Origin of the sequence: Mechercharimyces sp. CAU 1602 (assembly GCF_024753565.1) — a bacterium.
GTDB lineage: Bacteria > Bacillota > Bacilli > Thermoactinomycetales > JANTPT01 > Mechercharimyces.
Window position 1 is genome coordinate 1,255,306 of record NZ_JANTPT010000001.1, and the last position, 19,105, is coordinate 1,274,410.

Annotated in this window: 14 protein-coding genes; 1 reads left to right on the forward strand and 13 read right to left on the reverse strand. The window is 44.4% G+C overall.

Annotated features, from left to right (window positions below; all coding sequences use genetic code 11):
- Positions 1 to 51: 51 nt before the first annotated feature.
- The 9 genes from yfmH to NXZ84_RS06640 all read right to left on the reverse strand — a co-directional run bounded on the left by yfmH (position 52) and on the right by NXZ84_RS06640 (position 11,026).
- Positions 52 to 1,332, reverse strand: coding sequence for an EF-P 5-aminopentanol modification-associated protein YfmH (yfmH, locus tag NXZ84_RS06600; RefSeq protein ID WP_258839476.1), 1,281 nt, complete (start codon positions 1,330 to 1,332; stop codon positions 52 to 54).
- A complete protein-coding gene (yfmF, locus tag NXZ84_RS06605; protein WP_258839477.1) occupies positions 1,319 to 2,617 on the reverse strand; it encodes an EF-P 5-aminopentanol modification-associated protein YfmF in 1,299 nt (432 codons plus the stop codon). The genes yfmH and yfmF overlap by 14 nt, the downstream gene beginning before the upstream one ends.
- 264 nt (positions 2,618 to 2,881) lie before the next feature.
- The gene (locus NXZ84_RS06610) at positions 2,882 to 3,811 is read right to left on the reverse strand and encodes an ABC transporter permease (RefSeq protein ID WP_309495646.1); all 930 of its coding nucleotides are present in this window, start codon (positions 3,809 to 3,811) and stop codon (positions 2,882 to 2,884) included.
- On the reverse strand, positions 3,804 to 4,874 hold the full coding sequence (locus NXZ84_RS06615; protein WP_258839478.1) for an ABC transporter permease: 1,071 nt from the start codon (positions 4,872 to 4,874) through the stop codon (positions 3,804 to 3,806). The genes NXZ84_RS06610 and NXZ84_RS06615 overlap by 8 nt, the downstream gene beginning before the upstream one ends.
- Positions 4,874 to 6,397 (reverse strand): ABC transporter ATP-binding protein, encoded by a 1,524-nt coding sequence (locus tag NXZ84_RS06620; protein ID WP_258839479.1) that lies wholly within the window; start codon positions 6,395 to 6,397, stop codon positions 4,874 to 4,876. Before NXZ84_RS06620 ends, NXZ84_RS06615 begins: the two co-directional genes overlap by 1 nt.
- Positions 6,398 to 6,476: 79 nt before the next feature.
- Entirely contained in the window at positions 6,477 to 7,514 is a 1,038-nt protein-coding gene (locus tag NXZ84_RS06625; protein ID WP_258839480.1) for a BMP family lipoprotein, read from the reverse strand.
- Positions 7,515 to 7,689: 175 nt separating this feature from the next.
- The gene (locus NXZ84_RS06630) at positions 7,690 to 9,987 is read right to left on the reverse strand and encodes an FtsK/SpoIIIE family DNA translocase (RefSeq protein ID WP_258839481.1); all 2,298 of its coding nucleotides are present in this window, start codon (positions 9,985 to 9,987) and stop codon (positions 7,690 to 7,692) included.
- 86 nt (positions 9,988 to 10,073) lie between these two features.
- Positions 10,074 to 10,295 carry a YlzJ-like family protein gene (locus NXZ84_RS06635; protein WP_258839482.1) on the reverse strand — a complete coding sequence of 74 codons (222 nt, stop codon included), beginning with the start codon at positions 10,293 to 10,295 and terminating at the stop codon, positions 10,074 to 10,076.
- Positions 10,292 to 11,026 (reverse strand): ClpP family protease, encoded by a 735-nt coding sequence (locus NXZ84_RS06640; RefSeq protein ID WP_258839483.1) that lies wholly within the window; start codon positions 11,024 to 11,026, stop codon positions 10,292 to 10,294. Before NXZ84_RS06640 ends, NXZ84_RS06635 begins: the two co-directional genes overlap by 4 nt.
- A gap of 144 nt (positions 11,027 to 11,170) precedes the next feature.
- Here NXZ84_RS06640 and NXZ84_RS06645 point away from each other — a divergent pair, with 144 nt between their 5' ends.
- On the forward strand, positions 11,171 to 11,629 hold the full coding sequence (locus tag NXZ84_RS06645; RefSeq protein WP_258839484.1) for an SRPBCC family protein: 459 nt from the start codon (positions 11,171 to 11,173) through the stop codon (positions 11,627 to 11,629).
- Between the two features lie 20 nt (positions 11,630 to 11,649).
- Here the strand turns inward: NXZ84_RS06645 and NXZ84_RS06650 are convergent, their stop codons facing one another.
- From NXZ84_RS06650 to dapG, 4 genes are all read right to left on the reverse strand, one after another.
- Positions 11,650 to 14,946, reverse strand: a complete 3,297-nt coding sequence (locus NXZ84_RS06650) for a DEAD/DEAH box helicase (RefSeq protein ID WP_258839485.1) — start codon at positions 14,944 to 14,946, stop codon at positions 11,650 to 11,652.
- A 203-nt stretch (positions 14,947 to 15,149) separates the two neighbouring features.
- Positions 15,150 to 16,829 carry a ribonuclease J1 gene (gene rnjA, locus NXZ84_RS06655; protein ID WP_258839486.1) on the reverse strand — a complete coding sequence of 560 codons (1,680 nt, stop codon included), beginning with the start codon at positions 16,827 to 16,829 and terminating at the stop codon, positions 15,150 to 15,152.
- A gap of 146 nt (positions 16,830 to 16,975) precedes the next feature.
- The gene (gene dapA / locus NXZ84_RS06660) at positions 16,976 to 17,854 is read right to left on the reverse strand and encodes a 4-hydroxy-tetrahydrodipicolinate synthase (protein ID WP_258839487.1); all 879 of its coding nucleotides are present in this window, start codon (positions 17,852 to 17,854) and stop codon (positions 16,976 to 16,978) included.
- 18 nt (positions 17,855 to 17,872) lie between these two features.
- Positions 17,873 to 19,099: an aspartate kinase gene (gene dapG, locus NXZ84_RS06665; RefSeq protein ID WP_258839488.1), complete on the reverse strand. Its 1,227-nt coding sequence runs from the start codon at positions 19,097 to 19,099 to the stop codon at positions 17,873 to 17,875.
- Between the last annotated feature and the right edge of the window lie 6 nt (positions 19,100 to 19,105).

Here is a 19,105-nt window from a genome sequence, read left to right on the forward strand (position 1 = left end):
TCTTAAGAAGATGACAGCCCATTTTTTACACAGATAATAACAGCACAACTCTTACAACGGTTTCACGATTGAGGCGGCAAAGCGTTCTTCATCTATATGCTCTTTCATCCTTTGGTTCACATCATCAACCGTTAAATTATCTAACACTGGCAAGTACCGTAGTAAACTAGCATCATTTAGCCATAACCCGGTATATTGGTTGGCAATCCATTCAGGGGAATTAAATGCTTTCACCATTCTCCCCATCTCCTTATTGCGCAATCGAAGAAAATCATCTTCTGAAATTCCTTGTTTCACTCTTTTCGGAAGTTCTTCTTTCACACGGGTCAATAAACGATCTGGATCAACCGTATCCCCACCTATTGCCGAAAAGCCAAACTCTTTTTCCAAACTATAGCTTGCACCAAATTGCTCATCTATTAGACCTTCATCGTATAGAGACTGATAAAATGATGATCCACTTCCGAATATAGACTCCAACATCAATTCGGTAGATAGTTGCTGTTTTAAATATTGATCGCCTTGTGCTCCCAACTTGATCTCTTTAAACCCAAAGTAACATTTCCCAATCCCTACACTGAGGGAAGTTTCTGCACGCTTCGTAGCAACCGCCTCTGGCTCTTTAGAAAAAAAGCGCTCAATCTCACGCCGATCACGGAAAGGCTTTTTATCCTGGTTCTCTCTAATCAACGCAATCGTCTTTTTTGGATCCATCGGCCCGACGACAAAAAGAAACATGTTGCTAGGGTGATAAAAGGTTTCGTGACACGTCGTTAAAACCTCTTTATCGATCTTTGCAATCGATTGAATTGTTCCCGCAATATCGATCCTTACGGGATGCTTTTGAAACAGTGCTCCAATCAAACCAAAGTAAACACGCCAATCGGGATTATCTTCATACATGCGGATTTCTTGGCCAATAATCCCCTTTTCTTTCTCTACATTTTCATCTGTGAGGTAGAGGCGCTGTACAAAGTTAAGTAATGTCGTTAGATTTTCTTCGATCTTCTCTGTCCCCGTAAATAGGTAAGAGGTGCGATTAAACGAGGTAAACGCATTTGCGGATGCTCCCTGTTGCGAAAACTGTTGAAAAACATCCCCCTCAGCTTCTTCAAACATTTTATGCTCGAGAAAATGGGCAATCCCATCTGGAACTAACAACTTTTCTCCATCTGGCAAACGAAAGTGCTGGTCAATCGAACCATAACGTGTGGTAAACATCGCATACGTCTTCACATAGTCTGGTCGGGGAAGTAGTACGACTGTTAAGCCGTTATCTAGTTGCTCCTGGTAATACGTTTCTTGTAGAAGTTGGTCTCTAAGCTGTTCCATTGGCTGCCCCCTCCTCTTGATCCCGCAAGAAATACACCGTGTCCAACTGTATCTGTTCCGCCACTCGGCGTATATCATCTTTCGTAACTGATTCAATCTCTGCTATTGTTTCCGCTAAGCTTCGCTCTTTACCACAAAGTACATGGTGATAATGATAATCGATCATATCAGTTGCCCGATCTTGTCGCGCGCGCATTTGATTACATAGCATCGCCTTCGTCTGCGTCAGTTCCTTATCTGAGATCTCTCCGTCTTTTAACGCATTCATTTGTGCCTTAATAATATCTACAGTTTGTTTGTAGTTACCCATCTCAATCCCCGCCTGTATCATCAACACACCCTTATGACTCTCCAACCGAGAGGATGCGTAGTAAGCGAGACTTGCTTTTTCCCGTACATTGACAAACAGTTTAGAATGCGGGAAACCACCCAAGATTCCATTGTACACAAGTAATGGAATATAATCTTCATCTGCCATTGAGATTTGTGTACGACAACCCATATTAAGCTTCCCTTGCTTAACATCCATGCGCTCCACAATTTCACGAACTTCCGTAACCACATGACCAACAGCTTTCGTTTCCACCTTTGTTTCTCGCTCAGATGTATATGGAAAGTTCGCTTTGATCAGTTCAACTACATGTTCCTGCTCTACATTCCCCATGACATAAAGATCTAATGGCTGATTGGCAATTGCCTTTTGATAATATGTAAAAAGAGACTGTGACGTAATCGTAGGAATCACTTCGGGTTTCCCCAGATTAGAGAGGGCAAAAGGTTCCTCTTTGCACATCTCTTCTGTTGCACGCTGCGCAGCATATCGTATTTTATCATCTTTTAATGCATCCATCCGCTGTTGCAAATTCTTCTTTTCTGCTTCTACATACATGGGAAGAAAGCCATCCTCCTCAATCGCAGGTTGGAAGAGTAATTCCCCAATCAACTGAATGCCTTGCTCAAGTAAGTTTACCTGATCGGGCAAATAAACCTCGTTGGCCAACTCCATCCCTACCTGTAGGATTTGACGCTCCCCTCGTTTAAAAGTGCCGGAAAACAGAATCGCTCCATACAGGGATTCCAACTGTTGCTTCAGTTGGAGAGTAGATGGATAAGAACGAGTTCCTCGTTCTAATACATTAGCAAGAAGTGATGTCTGTGTTACTTTCTCTTCTGCAAGCTCTTGTTGAATCATAGCCATTACAACATTCGTTTTAAATTTATCTGAAACTGAAAGATGTAAGCGAATCCCGCCCACAGCAACGGTCTTAAATGGTACAAAAGACATGCGACCCCACCTTCAATCATTATTTTCATACAAACAACGCTCTCCCTTTATTATATCCCCTCCCTCTTCTGATTTTACACCATTATTTTCATCCCTTTTCTCATTCCAAAAAACGCATCCCCTGTCAGTCAGGAAATGCGTTTAATCTCTTTAGAATGGGTTAGACCCCGTTCGAACAGGGACTTTTCCCATCAGATGGGGTCACACCCTACCTAATTCCCCAGTGTGTGAGCTAAACTGAAAGGTTTCATTCGTTTCATCGTATTAGCGTGTACCTTTTTCAAACGGCTTCCCTAATGCAGAGGGAGCTTCAGCCCGCCCAACAAAGCCAGCTAACACTAAAATCGTTAATACATAAGGAATCATATTGAGAACGCCGCTCGGAACATACGCAGTTAACCCTACCAGCTGCCCTACGAGCGCGAGAGCTACCGTTAAACCGAAAAAGCTGGCCGCACCAAAAGCTCCCAGTGGATGCCACTTCCCAAAGATTAAAGCTGCTAAAGCAATAAAGCCTTGTCCTGCTACCGTAGTAGCGTTAAATTCATTCCCAATCGCAATCGATAATCCAGCCCCACCCAGTGCAGCCAGGATTCCACTGATAATAACAGCAGTATAGCGCATCCCTACAACGCTAATTCCTCCCGTTTCTGCTGCATGCGGATGCTCGCCCACCGCACGCAGACGCATTCCAAATACCGTATGAAAAAGAATAATATAGGTGATTATCACCACGAAAACCGCTAAATAGGAAGTAGGATACATATCAAAAAAAGCGGTTCCAATCACAGGGATTTCGTTTAGAATCGGTATTGAGATTCGCTCCAAGACGGGCACTGTAGGCGTCTGCCCCGCATCAAACAGCGTCTTTACCAAATAAACGGAAACCCCCAAGGCCAAAAAGTTAACCGCCACACCGCTTACAACTTGATCCGCCTTTAATGTAATCGATGCGACTGCATGCGGCAGTGCAATAAACATTCCCGCAATCGCAGCGAACAGCAAAGCCAGCCATGGGCTACCGGTGTAGTGACTGGTGATCGCTGCTGTAAAAGCACCAATGATCATCATGCCTTCCAGCCCGATGTTAACAACACCAGATCGTTCAGAATAGAGCCCACCAAGTGCTGTCAAGATCAGAGGAGTCGCATAGATAACCATGGATTGTAATATATTAGAAATGATATCAAGCATCTTTATCACCTCGCTTATCCAAGCCCAATGCTTTCCCAATAATACTCGAAATATTAGCTGCTACAAATAAGATAATGGCGGCAAAAACCACGCGTACAACCTCAAAAGGAACACCTGCTTCAAACTGCATCGCGCCTCCACCATAAGTTAACGCTCCGAAGAGGAAGGCAGAGAAAATGGTACCAATCACCGTATTTGCCCCTAATAGAGCTACAGCAATTCCATCAAAGCCCAATCCCGTAAAACTTTCTTGAATTGCCAAGTATTCAAACGTACCCAGCACCTCTGATGCACCTGCAATCCCAGCAAAGCTACCTGAAATCATCATTGACATCACGATATTCCGGTTCACATTGATCCCGGCATATTGCGCAGCATATTTATTTAAACCCACAGAGCGCATTTCATATCCGTAAGTAGTGCGCCAAAGTAAAAAGTACATAAAGAGTGCAATTAACAAAGCTATAAACACGCTTAAATTAATACGGGAATTGGCGAAAAGAGAAGATAACCAATCTACTCTGATCGACGCGTTTTCTGAAATACGCTCTGTTTTATCAGACCCTCCAGCAAGCCACTCTCTAATTAATACATTTGCTAAACTTAAAGCGATAAAATTCATCATAATGGTCGTAATTACTTCATGAACGCCGCGCTTTGCTTTAAGCAATCCAGGGATATACGCCCATAACGCACCTGCCAACGCTCCTGCTAGTACCGCAACGAAGGCGTGTAAGCCATAAGGAAGGCTCATCTTTGTTCCTACAATCACCGCCGCTAAAGACCCTACGATGACCTGACCCTCCACCCCGATATTAAAGAGACCTGTTCGAAATGCCAATGCAACTGCTAATCCCGTCAATAGTAGTGGAGCCGTCTGTCGCAATGTCTCACCAATATCAAATGGGTCTAAAAACGCTGAGGCAAACAAGGCGCCATATGCCGTGATGGGGTTATAGCCCGCGATCAACATAAAGATTGCCCCCACAACCAAACCCAACACAACTGAGATGAGTGATAACAATAGGGGGGACTGACGATTCATTTTTAGCAGTGCTTGCATTACGCTTTCACCTCTCGTTCCTGTGTTCCAGATGACATCAGCAGACCCAATTCTTCTTCAGTTGCTGTTTTTGGATCAACCCAACCCACAATTTTTCCTTCATATATCACAGCGATACGATCACTTAAATTACGCACCTCATCCAGCTCCATGGAGACCAACAATACGGCTTTGCCCTTATCACGCTGTTCGATCAGCTTACCGTGAATAAATTCGATCGCACCCACATCCAATCCACGTGTTGGCTGTGCAGCGATCAGGAGTTCAGGATCTTGATCTATTTCGCGCGCAATAATGCCCTTTTGCTGATTACCACCTGAGAGCGCCCGTGCCATCGTATGCTCGTCCGGAGTACGAACATCGTACTCTTCGATGAGCTTCTTCGCGTGTTCAAATACTGCAGGGTAATTCATTAAGATTCCTCGCGCAAACGGAGATTGATGATACGTTTTTAATACCATATTTTCACCTATGGAAAAGTCCAGTACTAAACCGCGTTTATGACGGTCTTCAGGAATATGTCCTACCCCTGCTTGGTCAATTTGACGTGGAGTATTCTTGGTAATTTCGTTACCTCTTAGTTTTATGCTCCCTGATTCGACTTTACGCAATCCGGTAATCGCTTCGATCAGCTCCGATTGCCCATTTCCATCGACACCAGCGATCCCAACGATTTCTCCCGCCCGAACCTCCATGTTTAATCCAGCGACAGCATGAAGGTTACGATGATCGTTTACCACGAGGTTTTCCACTTGTAGCACCACTTCACCGCTATCCTTATCTTCTTTATCTACAGAAAAGGTAACTTCACGCCCTACCATCTTCGTTGCTAACTCTTTTTCATTCGTATCTTTAACGGATAAAGAGTCGACCACTCGTCCACGCCGAATAACGGTGACGGAATCACAGGCACTCATAATTTCCTTAAGTTTATGTGTGATAAAAATAATTGTTTTGCCCTCAGCCACCAAGTTTTTCATAATTGCGAGCAACTCTTCTACTTCCTGTGGTCCTAATACGGCGGTTGGCTCGTCAAAGATCAATACATCTGCTCCGCGATATAAGGTTTTTAAGATTTCTACTCGCTGTTGCATCCCGACTGAGATATCCCTTATTTTTGCTTTAGGATCCACTTTTAATCCGTAGCGATCAGAAATCTCCTGCACTTCTTTCTCCGCTTTCAGTCGATCAAGAAAGGGCCCCTTCTTTGTCTCTGCCCCCAGCATAATATTTTCCGTTACCGTAAATGGCTCCACCAACATAAAATGCTGATGTACCATTCCAATCCCATAACGATCTGCGTCTGCTGGACCGCTTATAGCGACTCGATCTTCCTTTAGAAAGATCTCACCCTCATCTGGCTGATATAGTCCGAATAAGATGTTCATCAAGGTAGACTTTCCTGCACCATTCTCACCTAATAGCGCATGAATCTCTCCTTTTTTAACTTGCAGATTAATGGAATCATTAGCGACAATTCCAGGAAAGCGTTTAGTAATGCCTTTCATCTCCACCACATTCATGGTTGTGGCTCCCCCTTCCTCCGTCATGTAAAGAGGCTAGCCAACGCCAGCCCCTTATCATCATACCTTCGTATGCAATTTACTTCATAAACTCTTCAAGCTCTTCAATTGTGGCAGGAACTTTAACTTCACCATCGATGATTTTGTTGCGATACTCGTCCACTTTCTTTAGTACATCATCTGGGGTGTTTTTGTTACTCGTAGTAGCAATACCGACCGCATCATCTTCCAAGCCGAGTACAACTTCTTTTCCACCCTCAAACGTTCCTTTATCCAAACTAGCGGCGACATCATAAACCGCGACATCCACCTTCTTAATCATCGAGCTCAAGGTATGATTAGGTGCGAGGCTAGATTGATCCATATCAACACCAATAGCCCAAAATTTTCCTTGTTCCCGTGTTTTCACTTCGCTAAAGAGTCCCTTTCCTACTCCGCCTGCTGCGTGGTAAATAACATCAGTGTTATCATTATACATACTCTTGGCTAGCGAGCGACCTTTAGCTGTATCCGTAAAGCTGGCTGCGTATGCTACTTTTACTTCTGCATCCGGGTTAACAGCATGTACTCCAGCACGATAACCTGCTTCAAACTTCTTGATGAGTTCAGATTCAATCCCACCGATAAAACCAACTTTATCCGTTTTCGTGGTTGCTCCCGCGATAACTCCCATCAAGAAAGAGCCTTCATGCTCTTTAAAAGTAACAGCTACAACGTTATCAGGAATATTTCCACCCATATTGGTGTCCACAATCCCTAATTTTGCATCCGGGAATTGATCCGAAATATCTCTCATCGCTTCTTCAAACTTAAATCCGATACCCCAAGTAAGATCATAATCTCCACGAATCAACTTCGTCAAGTTCGGAATATAATCCGAGTCTTTATTGGATTCTAAGTACTTTACTTCTGCACCTAACTCTTTCTCTGCTTGCTTCATCCCTTCCCAAGCTGTCTGGTTAAAGGATTCATCATTAATCCCACCAGTATCCGTTACCAGTCCCAGCTTGAGACCTCCATCTTTACCTTCTTTGCTCTCATCTCCACTGCCACTTCCACACGCAGATAAAACCAACATAGCACTCAACAGCAGAATCAGCCAACTTTTCTTCTTCATGTATACGATTCTCCTTTCAGTATCGTTCATCCGGGCGACTCTTCCCGTAACAATTTACTGAACGTCACACCATTATTGCAGATTGCGTTCTACTATTTACGGTAAGAATGAAAGCTGTCCCATCACATTTATACCATACTCGGGATCATGATGCCACTTACAAAGAGGCTCATATTTAGACCGAAATATTTCTTTGAGCATGCCATTGCTCTTGAGTGATCAAAACCTCACGTGGCTTGCTCCCTTCGTACGGACCTACTACACCCCTATTTTCCATCATATCAATCAACCGTGCTGCCCGCGTATAGCCAACTCGTAAGCGACGTTGAAGGAGAGAAGCAGAAGCCGCTTTTGATTCCACCACCAATTGTACCGCGCGCGGATACAATTCATCGTCCACATCCTCTGCCTGTACATGTTCTTCGGCAGTTGGGATCATCTCCTCTTGGTAATGAACTTCTTGTTGTTCCTTCACATAATGGACGATAGTATCCACTTCCTGATCAGATACAAACACCCCTTGAATACGTGTCGGCTTAGATGCACCTACAGGCAAATAGAGTAGATCCCCTTGACCTAGTAATTTTTCCGCCCCACTACCGTCTAAAATCGTACGCGAATCCACCTGTGAAGAGACTGCGAAAGCAATGCGTGAGGGAATATTAGCCTTAATAATACCTGTAATCACATCAACCGAGGGTCGCTGGGTTGCCAAAATCAGATGTATTCCTGCTGCACGAGCCATTTGAGCTAAACGACTAATTGCTTCCTCCACATCTTGTGGAGCGACCATCATCAAATCAGCCAGCTCGTCTACAATGACAACGATATACGGGAGTGGATGAAGCCCCTCTTCTTTCTTATCACGAATCATCTGGTTGTAACGCTCAATCTCGCGAGCACCTGTCTGAGCGAAGAGTTCATAGCGCTTCTCCATCTCGGCTACTACTTTCTTCAAGGCCATCGCTGCTTTACGAGCATCTGTTACGACTGGGGTGAGAAGATGAGGAATACCATTATATATATTTAATTCTACCCGTTTCGGATCTATCATCATCAGCTTTACTTCGTGCGGCTTTGCTTTATAGAGCAAACTGCTTATAATACCGTTTATGCAAACGCTTTTCCCGGAACCAGTAGCTCCTGCCACCAATACATGTGGCATCCTAGCTAAATCAGCCACAATCGCTTCTCCCGAGATATCACGTCCTAGCGCAATACTTAATTTCGATTTTGCCTCGTGGTATTGCGAGCTTTCCAGTACATCACGCAAGCCAACAATTGAAACTTCTTGATTTGGAACCTCGATACCTACTGCCGCTTTTCCTGGAATCGGCGCTTCAATACGAATGTCTTTTGCTGCCAGTGCTAACGCCAGGTCATCTGCCAAGTTAACTATGCGGCTCACCTTCACACCCGTGCTTGGTTGAACTTCATAGCGAGTTACTGTAGGACCACGATGAATCTGAGTCACCTGTGCTTGTACGCCAAAACTCTCCAGGGTAGTCTCCAACTTTTTCGCATTAGCAGTCATATCCTTACGTTCCCGACCTCGCCCTTGCTTCTTCGATTTACTTAGTAAACTGTACGGAGGAAGACGATAGGCAGAATCTGGTTCGGTCATCATATGAAGAGATGTGCCTGATGCATCTGCCTTTCCTTCCTCACTTACAGGAGGGGGAACAGAAGAATCTTCAGCAAATAAAGACAGCTGTTCTCTTTTTTCCTGCTCTAACTGACGATCGGCAAAATCATGAATTACAGGACTCTCTGCTTGGGTTAACTCTGTCACACGTGCAGATGTAGGAGCCTCTTTCTCTTCCTTCTCCCCCTGCTGCTTGCTCTTGGACTGGTGCACTCGCCAGCGCTGGTTCACCATCGTCTTCCACTCTGAAAACTTCATTCCCGATGCTTGACGCACGGTTTGAAATAAGTGGATGAAAGAGAGGCGTGCCGTCAAAATAAACCCTACTAAGAGGAGTGCTACAATCGCAAACGGGGTACCTGTATTAGAAAACAAGTATAAGAAAAGAGCATACCCCACTGCACCTACCATTCCTCCACCAATATCCGTGGGTAAGCGTGAATTGCGCTCTTCTAAGATTTTCTCCCAACTTACAGCTAAAACAGACCCTTCTTCTCCAGCAGCACGCAACGCCACAAACGTGTTCATGTGATTCCATATCAGCAGTGCCAATATGATAAACAGAATGCCCGTCCACCGTGCCGACCATTTCTGTGGCCACTGGCGTTTAATCATAATATATCCTGCAATGATGATCCCCATCAGCGGGATGAGAAAATCGAAAGTCCCTACGATGAAGCGAGATATATAGCTAAGAGAGCGTCCGACAGCCCCTAGTCTCGCCATAGCTATCAATGAGACCGTAAATAGTGCAATGCCATAGATCTCAAAGCGTATGGCTTGTTGCAAGGTGTCCTTCTTCTTTTGCTTTTTCTTTTTTTTCGGCATAAAGTGATCACCTTTCCCGCATGCTCATTCCTTCCCCCATTATAGCATGGAAACTCTCTTCCATACCTTCACTCCAAACGGTAAAACTAAACGGAGGGCACCATACTTATTTGACTTCCTGGCTGTAACCGAGGGTTGAGGAAGTGCTCTGGATCGGAAGAGAGAAGACGTACAATTTGTGCTTGACCGCTCGTGTTCATCAGCACTTCTACTGTAACTCCATCAATTACAACTTCTTTTGTGTCCGCTTGTGGTTGATCTGGATCCAAATATATTAACTCATGTGGAAGCACAGTGTAATGAATCATTGAACCACCTCTTGTGGCTGTCTTCGTTCTTGAATCATACGATTTAACTCACGAAGAGCAACACCGAGACCACCAACACGATCAATTAATCCATGCTTCACAGCATCCTCTCCAATCAGATTTGTGCCAATATCACGTGCTAAATCCCCCGTCTGGAACATTAGCTCCCTAAATGTCTTCTCTTTAATACTAGAGTGTGCCTCTACAAAGCGAATCACACGGTCTTGCATCTTTTCTAAGTACTCAAACGTCTGCGGAACCCCGATCACAAGCCCATTTAATCGAACTGGATGAATAATCATCGTAGCGGATTCAGCAATAAAAGAAAGATCTGCTGCCACCGCAATGGGGACTCCAATGCTATGCCCCCCTCCCAATACTAACGAGACAGTCGGCTTACTCATTGTTGCAATCATCTCAGCAATGGCTAAACCTGCTTCCACATCTCCCCCGACCGTGTTTAAAATAACGGCCATCCCTTCAATCTTCGGGTTTTGTTCTGCCGCAATCAACTGCGGAATCACATGTTCATACTTGGTGGTTTTATTTTGCGACGGCATTAGGAGGTGACCTTCAATCTGCCCCACCACCGTTAAACAGTGAATATTAGACTCCCCTTGGGGTACACTGGTCTGCCCTAATTTTTCGATCGCATCCATCACATTTTTCCGTTCATGCTCCTGTACTTCCTGCTGTTTTTCGCTTTTTTCTTCGTTTTCCTGCTTTGGCATTGATTCAACCTCCTTTGACGACACTTAGTATGTGCCACAAAAGGTCTCCTACATACCTACCTCTTCTACTACACCACTTCACAAGTCATATAAGCATAGATATAGTGTTACTAAGGGAAGTAAACGAAGGAGGGTATTTAAACCATGCACACGATTACGAGGAAGCTACACTTACCCATCTCTCTTACAACCGCTTGGAAATTCTTTACTGATGTAAGTAACATTGAGCAGATTACCTCACCTAAAATAAACCTGAATTTGCACACACCCCATGGAACGTACCTTTATCCTGGCATGTTATTTCATATTATAGTAGAGCTTATCCCTTTTGTTCCATTACGATGGACTAGCGTAGTCTCCCATATGAAGACGAATCAATCCTTTATTGATCAACAAATTGCAGGTCCTTTTACATTTTGGCATCATGAGCACCACTTTCAATCAAAGCCCGATGGTAGCGTGCTGATGACTGATATCATTTCTTATCAACTTCCAGGAGGACCTGCAGGGCGCGCTGCTCACTCACTCTTCGCTGCCAAACAGATAGAACGATTTATCGAGGAAAGAGAAGCCAATATTCTTTTTCACTTCTCCCCTCACTAAGGAGATCACTATACTAAGTCCTATAAACTTAACAACTCACGAATCTCATCTTCACCTAAAGAGGTAATCATCTGCTCTCCCGGCTGAATCACTTGATCAAACAGCTCTCGTTTCTTCTGCTGCAACTGATTAATCTTCTCTTCAATCGTTCCTCGCGCGATCAGTTTAATCACTTGTACTGTTTTTTTCTGTCCAAACCGGTGGGCACGATCTGCAGCTTGCTGTTCTACTGCAGGGTTCCACCACAAATCATATAAAATAACCGTGTCCGCTCCCGTCAAATTTAATCCGGTTCCTCCTGCTTTTAACGAAATCAAAAACAAATCTTTCTCTCCTTGATTAAATTGACTCACCATCTCTACACGTTCTTTACTAGGCGTTTGACCGTCAAGATAATAATAGGCATACCCTTTCTCCTTTAACATTTGTTGAATAAGGGCTAACATGCTAGTAAATTGAGAAAAAATGAGCACCCTGCGTTTATTTAATATTAGCTCCTCCACAAGCTCACGCAGCTGTGCAAATTTTCCTGCATCCCCGCTGTAATTTTCTAAATACAAAGAGGGGTGGCAACAAATTTGGCGCAAGCGGGTCAATGCAGCCAATATCTTCATGCGGCTCTTCTGGAATCCCTTTGTGCGCAGAGCCTCGGCAGCATCCGTTTGAATTTGCCCCAGTGTGGCTAAGTAGATCGCCTTCTGTTCCATAGTTAGCTCGGAAAGTTGATTCGTTTCAATTTTATCTGGTAGTTCGGTAAGCACCTCTTGCTTCATCCGGCGCAGGATAAAAGGACGTACACGCTTGGAGATGTCGCTCGTCGATAACTCACGAAAACGACGTTGACTGGGGAAAAGCCCTGGTAAGATCACATCTAAGATCGAGTTTAATTCTTCAATCCTATTTTCAATCGGGGTGCCACTCAAAGCAAAGCGCGTTCCCGCATGCAAGCGTTTCACCGCTTGGGCTGTCTGAGATTGCCTATTCTTAAAGGATTGTGCTTCATCTAGAATCAGCGTTTGAATCTGCTGTTGCTCGTACCAGGCGATATCACGTCGTAAAAGTGGATAAGATGTGATCAATAAGTCTACATCCGTTTCAGAGCGCATCAACTCTTCTCGTTCCGCAACCGTCCCGGCCATCACTACGGTGCGTAAGTGGGGGGCAAATCGCTCACATTCACTTTCCCAGTTATAAATTAGGGAAGACGGAGCGACTACCACTGAAGGAGGCAGTGGACCGTTTCCTAACCGTTCCTGCTCTTCTCGTTCAGAAAGAATAAAAGCAAGTGCTTGTAGAGTTTTACCTAATCCCATATCATCTGCCAAAATGCCACCTAAGCGGTAGTGAGCTAAGGTTTTCATCCATTGAAAACCATAACGTTGATAGTCCCGCAGAGTAGCGGTTAAGCTAGACGGAATCGCAAACTCTAATGTTTCTGGCTCTTGAATATCGCGCACAAGGCGACGAAAGCGCCCCCCTCTCTTCAAGCTCACTCCCTGTTCTCTGCCCCAAGCATCTACCTGTAAGGCTCGTAGTGCAGGCAATTTGATTTTGTTCCCTTCAAATTGTGGTTTCCCTCCTTCCTCTTGCACCAGTGTTTGAATCATTTTCATTCCCTGATCTTGTAATGACATAAAAGTACCACTTGGCAAACGGTAGTACTTCTTCTTCTCTTTTAATGCACGTAAGAGAGATTGTAGCTCTTTTTCTTCTACCTCGGGTAAATCAAACTCAATCTCTAACCAGTTCATACTTCGATCTAACTCAAGAGCCGGCAATATCTGTTCTTCTCGTTCCCTGTACCACATTTGATCAACCTCTTTTGAAGAATAAACATCGGCCTCTTTTTCTAAGTCTGACAAATACTCATATAAAAAGGTGAACAATTCTTCTTCACCCTCTAAATAAAGCTGATCACCATTAAAATGAAAGCCACTCGTTTCAAACAGGCCCATTACGCGTTGTTCTTTCTCCGTATCGCGAATGAGAATATGTTCATCGGATCGATCCTGTTGATTTCTCAATGGATCCAATAGGTTTTCACCGTAATGGTAGGAAATAGTAGCAATCAGACGTTCATTGCCATCCTCCTCTTCTTGTTCAAGATGCACCTCTACGTGAAGAGGATAGTGAATAATTTTTTCAGATATCGGTTCATCCACCTGTAAACAGCCCTCTTTCTGAATCAGGGGCAGCACTGTAGAGGCGAACTCTTCCATCTGTTCTGGCAATATATATAGCTTCTCTTCAGGTAATCGTTCCAGTTGCTGATGAAACGGAAGGATAAACGCTATTTCTGTATTTGACAACGTATATAGAGTGCTCCCTTCAATACATAGCCCTTCCTCTGTAATTAAATAAAGTTGTCGTTGCTCTTTATTTTCAATTGTAAAATAACTATTCTCTTTCGTTAGAAAGAAGGAGAAAGGTGTTTTCCCTTCCTTCCATAGTAATGATTGATAGGGTGTAGATTCGTCCCCATTGGCAAACACAAATTGGCCCGGAGGGAGCATCTTTAGAAACTCTTCCACCCGATGGGAAGGAATATAAAGTGTACGCGCACCATTTTCGACAATATACTGTGTTTGCGAGCCTACCAATTGTCGATATCTTTCTTCGTCACGTGCCAACTCACTCAGGAATTGTAACATCTCCATATCCACGTCAGAGAGCCTATATATGTCGGGGTCGTAGATAAATGTTTTTGTAAAATATAGCTCCTTTGCCTCCATGACTGCTTCTAGAAAAGCAGCAATATCTTTAACTACATATACCCGTTTTGGACCTACCCGTAATTGGACCGTCACCCAGCGGTCCACTTTTTCTTCATATGAAGGAACTAACTCAACTTCATACTGTACAAATAAATGCTCATTACCAAAAGATTCAGGCGATCTCCTTTCCGATATAGTCATCGGCGTCTGGAACTTTTCCATAACTGAGCGCACTCGATTTCGATGCCCTTCTTTTACCCATGGAGGAAGATCATTCGAGTCAATGGGTTCATTCTTACCTGACACTGTATTCCGTATTATGTATATCAGCACAGCTACTATGTGCTTACAAAATCCGTAATAAGCTGAATTAGCAGGACATGAGCAATCCGCATCCGACATCTTACCAGCATGATCGCAAAATATCTGCACGCGATAACTATAAGCGTCATGTCCGTCTACCCATGCTTCATAACCACTACCCGACGAAGCAGATTGAAATTCACTTACTTTACCCGCTTCGTAATACCGCACCCCCTTATCAAAGGTAGTGTGGTTGGCGCTGCGCCGCAATACCTCATCTAGACTAACAATCCCTGACATGACTCATTTCCCCTTTATCCTTAAATCCCATCTTTATTGCTTATCCTTTCATTCTAGCATACGTATCTCCTCTTATACTTATCTCCAGTATAAACGGGATAAACCTATATTAAACGCATATCAAACATTGCTTCAGTATTGGTACTGGGCTTTTATATACTGAAAAACCGCCTCTCCATTCGGAAAGACGGTTAGGTTTCTTATTATACTTCCATGATGATGGGTAAAATCATCGGGCGACGACGCGTGCGATCGTATAAGAAGCGACTTAAGGAATCGCGGATACTCGTCTTTAAAGACGACCATTCACTAACTTGATCACGGACACATCGTTCCATCGTTTGGGTGACAATGCGGTTGGCTTCATCTAAGAGCTTTTCTGACTCCCGTACATAGACGAAACCACGGGAAATGATGTCCGGACCTGATAAAACTGTTCCATTCTGCTTACTTAACGTTACCACAACAACTAATATCCCATCTTGTGATAACAGTTTCCGGTCACGGAGGACGATATTACCTACATCGCCGACACCCAAACCATCGATCAGGATATTCCCTGTCGCTACTTTGGCACCGTAACGCGCTCGTCCGTTAACAAATTCTACCGTATCACCATTGTCACAAATAAAGACATTTTCAGGACGTATTCCAACAGACTCAGCAAGTTGGCCGTGAGCCCGCAACATGCGGTACTCACCATGAATCGGGATAAAGTACTTCGGTTTTATCAAATTGAGCATGAGCTTAAGATCTTCTTGCGAACCATGCCCAGAAACGTGAACGTTTTGCTGGGCTGCTGTATTATAGATCACTTCTGCTCCCGCGCGGAACAGTTGATCAACTACTTTAGCAACATACTTCTCATTCCCTGGAATGGGATGAGAAGCGAGAACCACTGTATCACCAGGGACAATATCAATCTTACGGTGCGTGCCATGGGCCATCCGTGTCAATGCAGACATCGGCTCCCCCTGGCTTCCCGTCGAAATCACCGTCACCTTATGAGCAGGTAGACGTCCGATTTCATCCGGGTCGATAATCAACCCGTCTGGGACATTTAAATACCCAAGCTCCGTGCTAATATTAACTACATTCACCATACTGCGCCCCATAACTGCTAGTTTACGTCCAGTAGCGATGGTAGCCTCCACAACTTGTTGGATACGATGAACATTAGAAGCAAAGGTTGCTACGATAATTCGTTGTTTCGATTTACGGAACACATCGTGTAACGCTTCACCGACAGAGCTTTCAGATCCAGTGAATCCAGGCTTCTCTGCATTTGTACTATCTGACAAGAGACAAAGAACTCCCTTTTTCCCTATTGCTGCCATTTTATGAAGCTCTGCTTCTTGCCCGTTCACAGGATTCATATCAAATTTAAAGTCTCCTGTGTGAACAACTGCACCATCCGGTGTATCAATACAAACTCCAACGGAGTCAGGAATACTATGGTTCGTTTTGAAAAATGTGGCTGTCATTGAGCCCAGACGGATCTCTGACTTAGAAGAGACTAAAATTCTCTTCGTTTCGTTCAGTAGATGCGCTTCCCGTAATTTGTGCTCAATCAATCCCATTGTCAACTTTGTTGCATAAATAGGTACATTAAGTTGACGTAAGATGTATGGTAAACCACCAATATGATCCTCATGCCCATGAGTAATGATAATCCCACGTACTTTATCTTTGTTTTCTACCAGGTAGGATACATCCGGAATAACAACATCAATACCAAGCATCTCATCTTCCGGAAACATCAGACCTGAATCCACTACAACAATATCGTTATCGTACTGGATGACGTACATATTTTTCCCGATTTCATCCAACCCACCGAGTGCAAAGATCGTACATTTGCCTCGCGAGTTGTTTCTACTCAAAAGTGTATCCCCTTTCAACGTTTCATTCTTTTATTTTACCCGAAACCGCACAAGTCACTTACATGTATTATACACGATGAGAAAATAAAGTTGCAAGCAGGAATAAAAAAAATGGAAAGACCCACTCCAGGCCTTCCCATTGACGCTTACAACAACTGAAGTGATTTCATTGCCCTTTTCATTTCAAATGCTTCATCCTCCGTAAGTTCCACGATAGGTAGACGCAAATGAGGTGCACAAACTCCTTTTAGTGAAAGTGCGTATTTCAACGGAGCCGGGCTAGATGTCATAAATGTAGCTTGCACTAGTGGAAGAAGTTCTTGATGCAGTTGCCTTGCCCGTTTTACGTCACCTGCAAAATAAGTATCCATCATTTCCTTCATCTCTTTACCAACCAAGTGACTCACCACACTAACAACCCCATCAGCACCCACTGCTAAGTAGGGTAATAGCAACTCATCCACACCAGAGTAAAGGGCCACCTCTTCTGGTAACATGCTCGCCAGTTCAGTCGTCTGCACCAAATCCCCACTCGCCTCTTTTACTGCCACCACCTGCTCCAGTGCTGCAATTCGGGCCATCGTCACCGCACTCATATTAACTCCTGTCCGAGGTGGTACATTATAGATCATCAGTGGCAGTGCCGTTATCTCCGCTATGGCGCGAAAATGTTGGTACAAGCCTTCCTGCGAAGGTTTGTTGTAATAGGGGGTAACAGCCATAATGCCATCGACTCCCGTGTCCGCTGCTACTTGTGTAAAGCGCACAGAAGCTGCCGTATTGTTACTCCCTGTACCAGCAATCAGTTGAACGCGATTCTGAGTATGCTTCACTGCGAAGCGAAAAAGCTCCAACTTTTCTGCTTCTGTCAAGGTGGACGATTCTCCAGTCGTTCCCGCCAGCACAATAGTCTCTGTACCCGTCGCAATCAAATGATCCATCATACTGCCAACACTGTTCCAGTCGATTGCTCCATCCGCGTTCATCGGTGTCACCATCGCTGTCATTAAGCGCCCAAACTTCATCGATTAAACCCCTCCTGTTTATTCTTTACGGTCGTGCAATTGAAAAGCACGGTGTAAAGCACGTACGGCACGCACCATATCTTCCCCCTGCACTAACACCCAGATCGTCGTATGTGAATCAGCAGACTGCAAAATTTGGATATCTTCTTCCGTCAATGCTTCTACAATCTGAGACATTACTCCAGGAGATCCTTTCATGCCAGCGCCCACCGCTGACACTTTCGCACAGTCACGCTGTAATGTGGGTTCCATTCCCATTGCTGCTAAGATCTCTTCCGCGCGATCTGCCACCCCATCATTAACCGTATAGGCAACCCCACTCGGATTTACATTAATAAAGTCCACACTGATGCCATTCTCCGCCATCGCTTTAAATACTTGCAACTGTAAATCGTATTGCCCTTCTTTTGCTTTTATCTCTATCTGAGTCACATGAGGGACTTGCGCAATCCCTGTTATGGGGCGTTCATGCATCTCCCCTGCTAATGGGTGATTCTCTGTAACCTGTGTCACCAGCGTACCTGGATGATCGCTTAAAGTAGAGCGCACACGAATGGGAACGTGTGTCTGCATCGCAATTTCCACCGCACGTGGATGGATCACTTTTGCTCCTTGAAAGGCTAAGTTACATATTTCGTTATAAGTAACAGTCGCTAAGGGGGTCGCGTCTTCCACGATACGTGGATCAGCCGTCATAATGCCAACCACGTCTGTAAATATATCTACTCGATTCGCTTTTAGCGCCACCCCTAATGCGGTAGCAGTCGTATCACTTCCTCCACGCCCTAAAGTTGTAATATCTCCCTCGGGTGTACATCCTTGGAAGCCTGTCACTATCACAAGTGCTTGGCTTTCCAATTCTTTTAAGATTCGATGTGGATGGATGGAGGTAATTTGAGCATTAGTATGTTCATTTGTAGTCATAATCCCAGCTTGACCGCCAGTCAGGACGCAATTGGAGATCCCTTCTTCATGTAATAAACCTGATAAAGTTGTCGCTGAGATCATCTCTCCACAGCTGAGTAACAGATCTCGTTCCCGCGCCTGCAATTGCCCATGTGCCTTTGCCCATTCTAATAATGTATCAGTAGCAAACGGCTCTCCTCTGCGCCCCATTGCAGAAACAACAACGACCACTCGGTTCCCCTCGTCCATTTCCCGACGGATATGATGAATCACGCGACTACGCGCCTCTTCTGTTGCCAGTGAAGTTCCACCAAATTTTTGCACTATGATATTATTCATAATCCC

Coding starts and splice junctions, on each gene's coding strand:
- NXZ84_RS06640 (WP_258839483.1), bottom strand. CDS start 11,026: ATGCCAAAGCAGGAAAACGAAGAAAAAAGCGAAAAACAGCAGGAAGTA.
- yfmH (WP_258839476.1), bottom strand. CDS start 1,332: ATGGAACAGCTTAGAGACCAACTTCTACAAGAAACGTATTACCAGGAG.
- NXZ84_RS06630 (WP_258839481.1), bottom strand. CDS start 9,987: ATGCCGAAAAAAAAGAAAAAGCAAAAGAAGAAGGACACCTTGCAACAA.
- NXZ84_RS06625 (WP_258839480.1), bottom strand. CDS start 7,514: ATGAAGAAGAAAAGTTGGCTGATTCTGCTGTTGAGTGCTATGTTGGTT.
- NXZ84_RS06620 (WP_258839479.1), bottom strand. CDS start 6,397: ATGAATGTGGTGGAGATGAAAGGCATTACTAAACGCTTTCCTGGAATT.
- NXZ84_RS06610 (WP_309495646.1), bottom strand. CDS start 3,811: ATGCTTGATATCATTTCTAATATATTACAATCCATGGTTATCTATGCG.
- yfmF (WP_258839477.1), bottom strand. CDS start 2,617: ATGTCTTTTGTACCATTTAAGACCGTTGCTGTGGGCGGGATTCGCTTA.
- NXZ84_RS06645 (WP_258839484.1), top strand. CDS start 11,171: ATGCACACGATTACGAGGAAGCTACACTTACCCATCTCTCTTACAACC.
- dapA (WP_258839487.1), bottom strand. CDS start 17,854: ATGAAGTTTGGGCGCTTAATGACAGCGATGGTGACACCGATGAACGCG.
- dapG (WP_258839488.1), bottom strand. CDS start 19,099: ATGAATAATATCATAGTGCAAAAATTTGGTGGAACTTCACTGGCAACA.
- NXZ84_RS06650 (WP_258839485.1), bottom strand. CDS start 14,946: ATGTCAGGGATTGTTAGTCTAGATGAGGTATTGCGGCGCAGCGCCAAC.
- NXZ84_RS06635 (WP_258839482.1), bottom strand. CDS start 10,295: ATGATTCATTACACTGTGCTTCCACATGAGTTAATATATTTGGATCCA.
- NXZ84_RS06615 (WP_258839478.1), bottom strand. CDS start 4,874: ATGCAAGCACTGCTAAAAATGAATCGTCAGTCCCCCCTATTGTTATCA.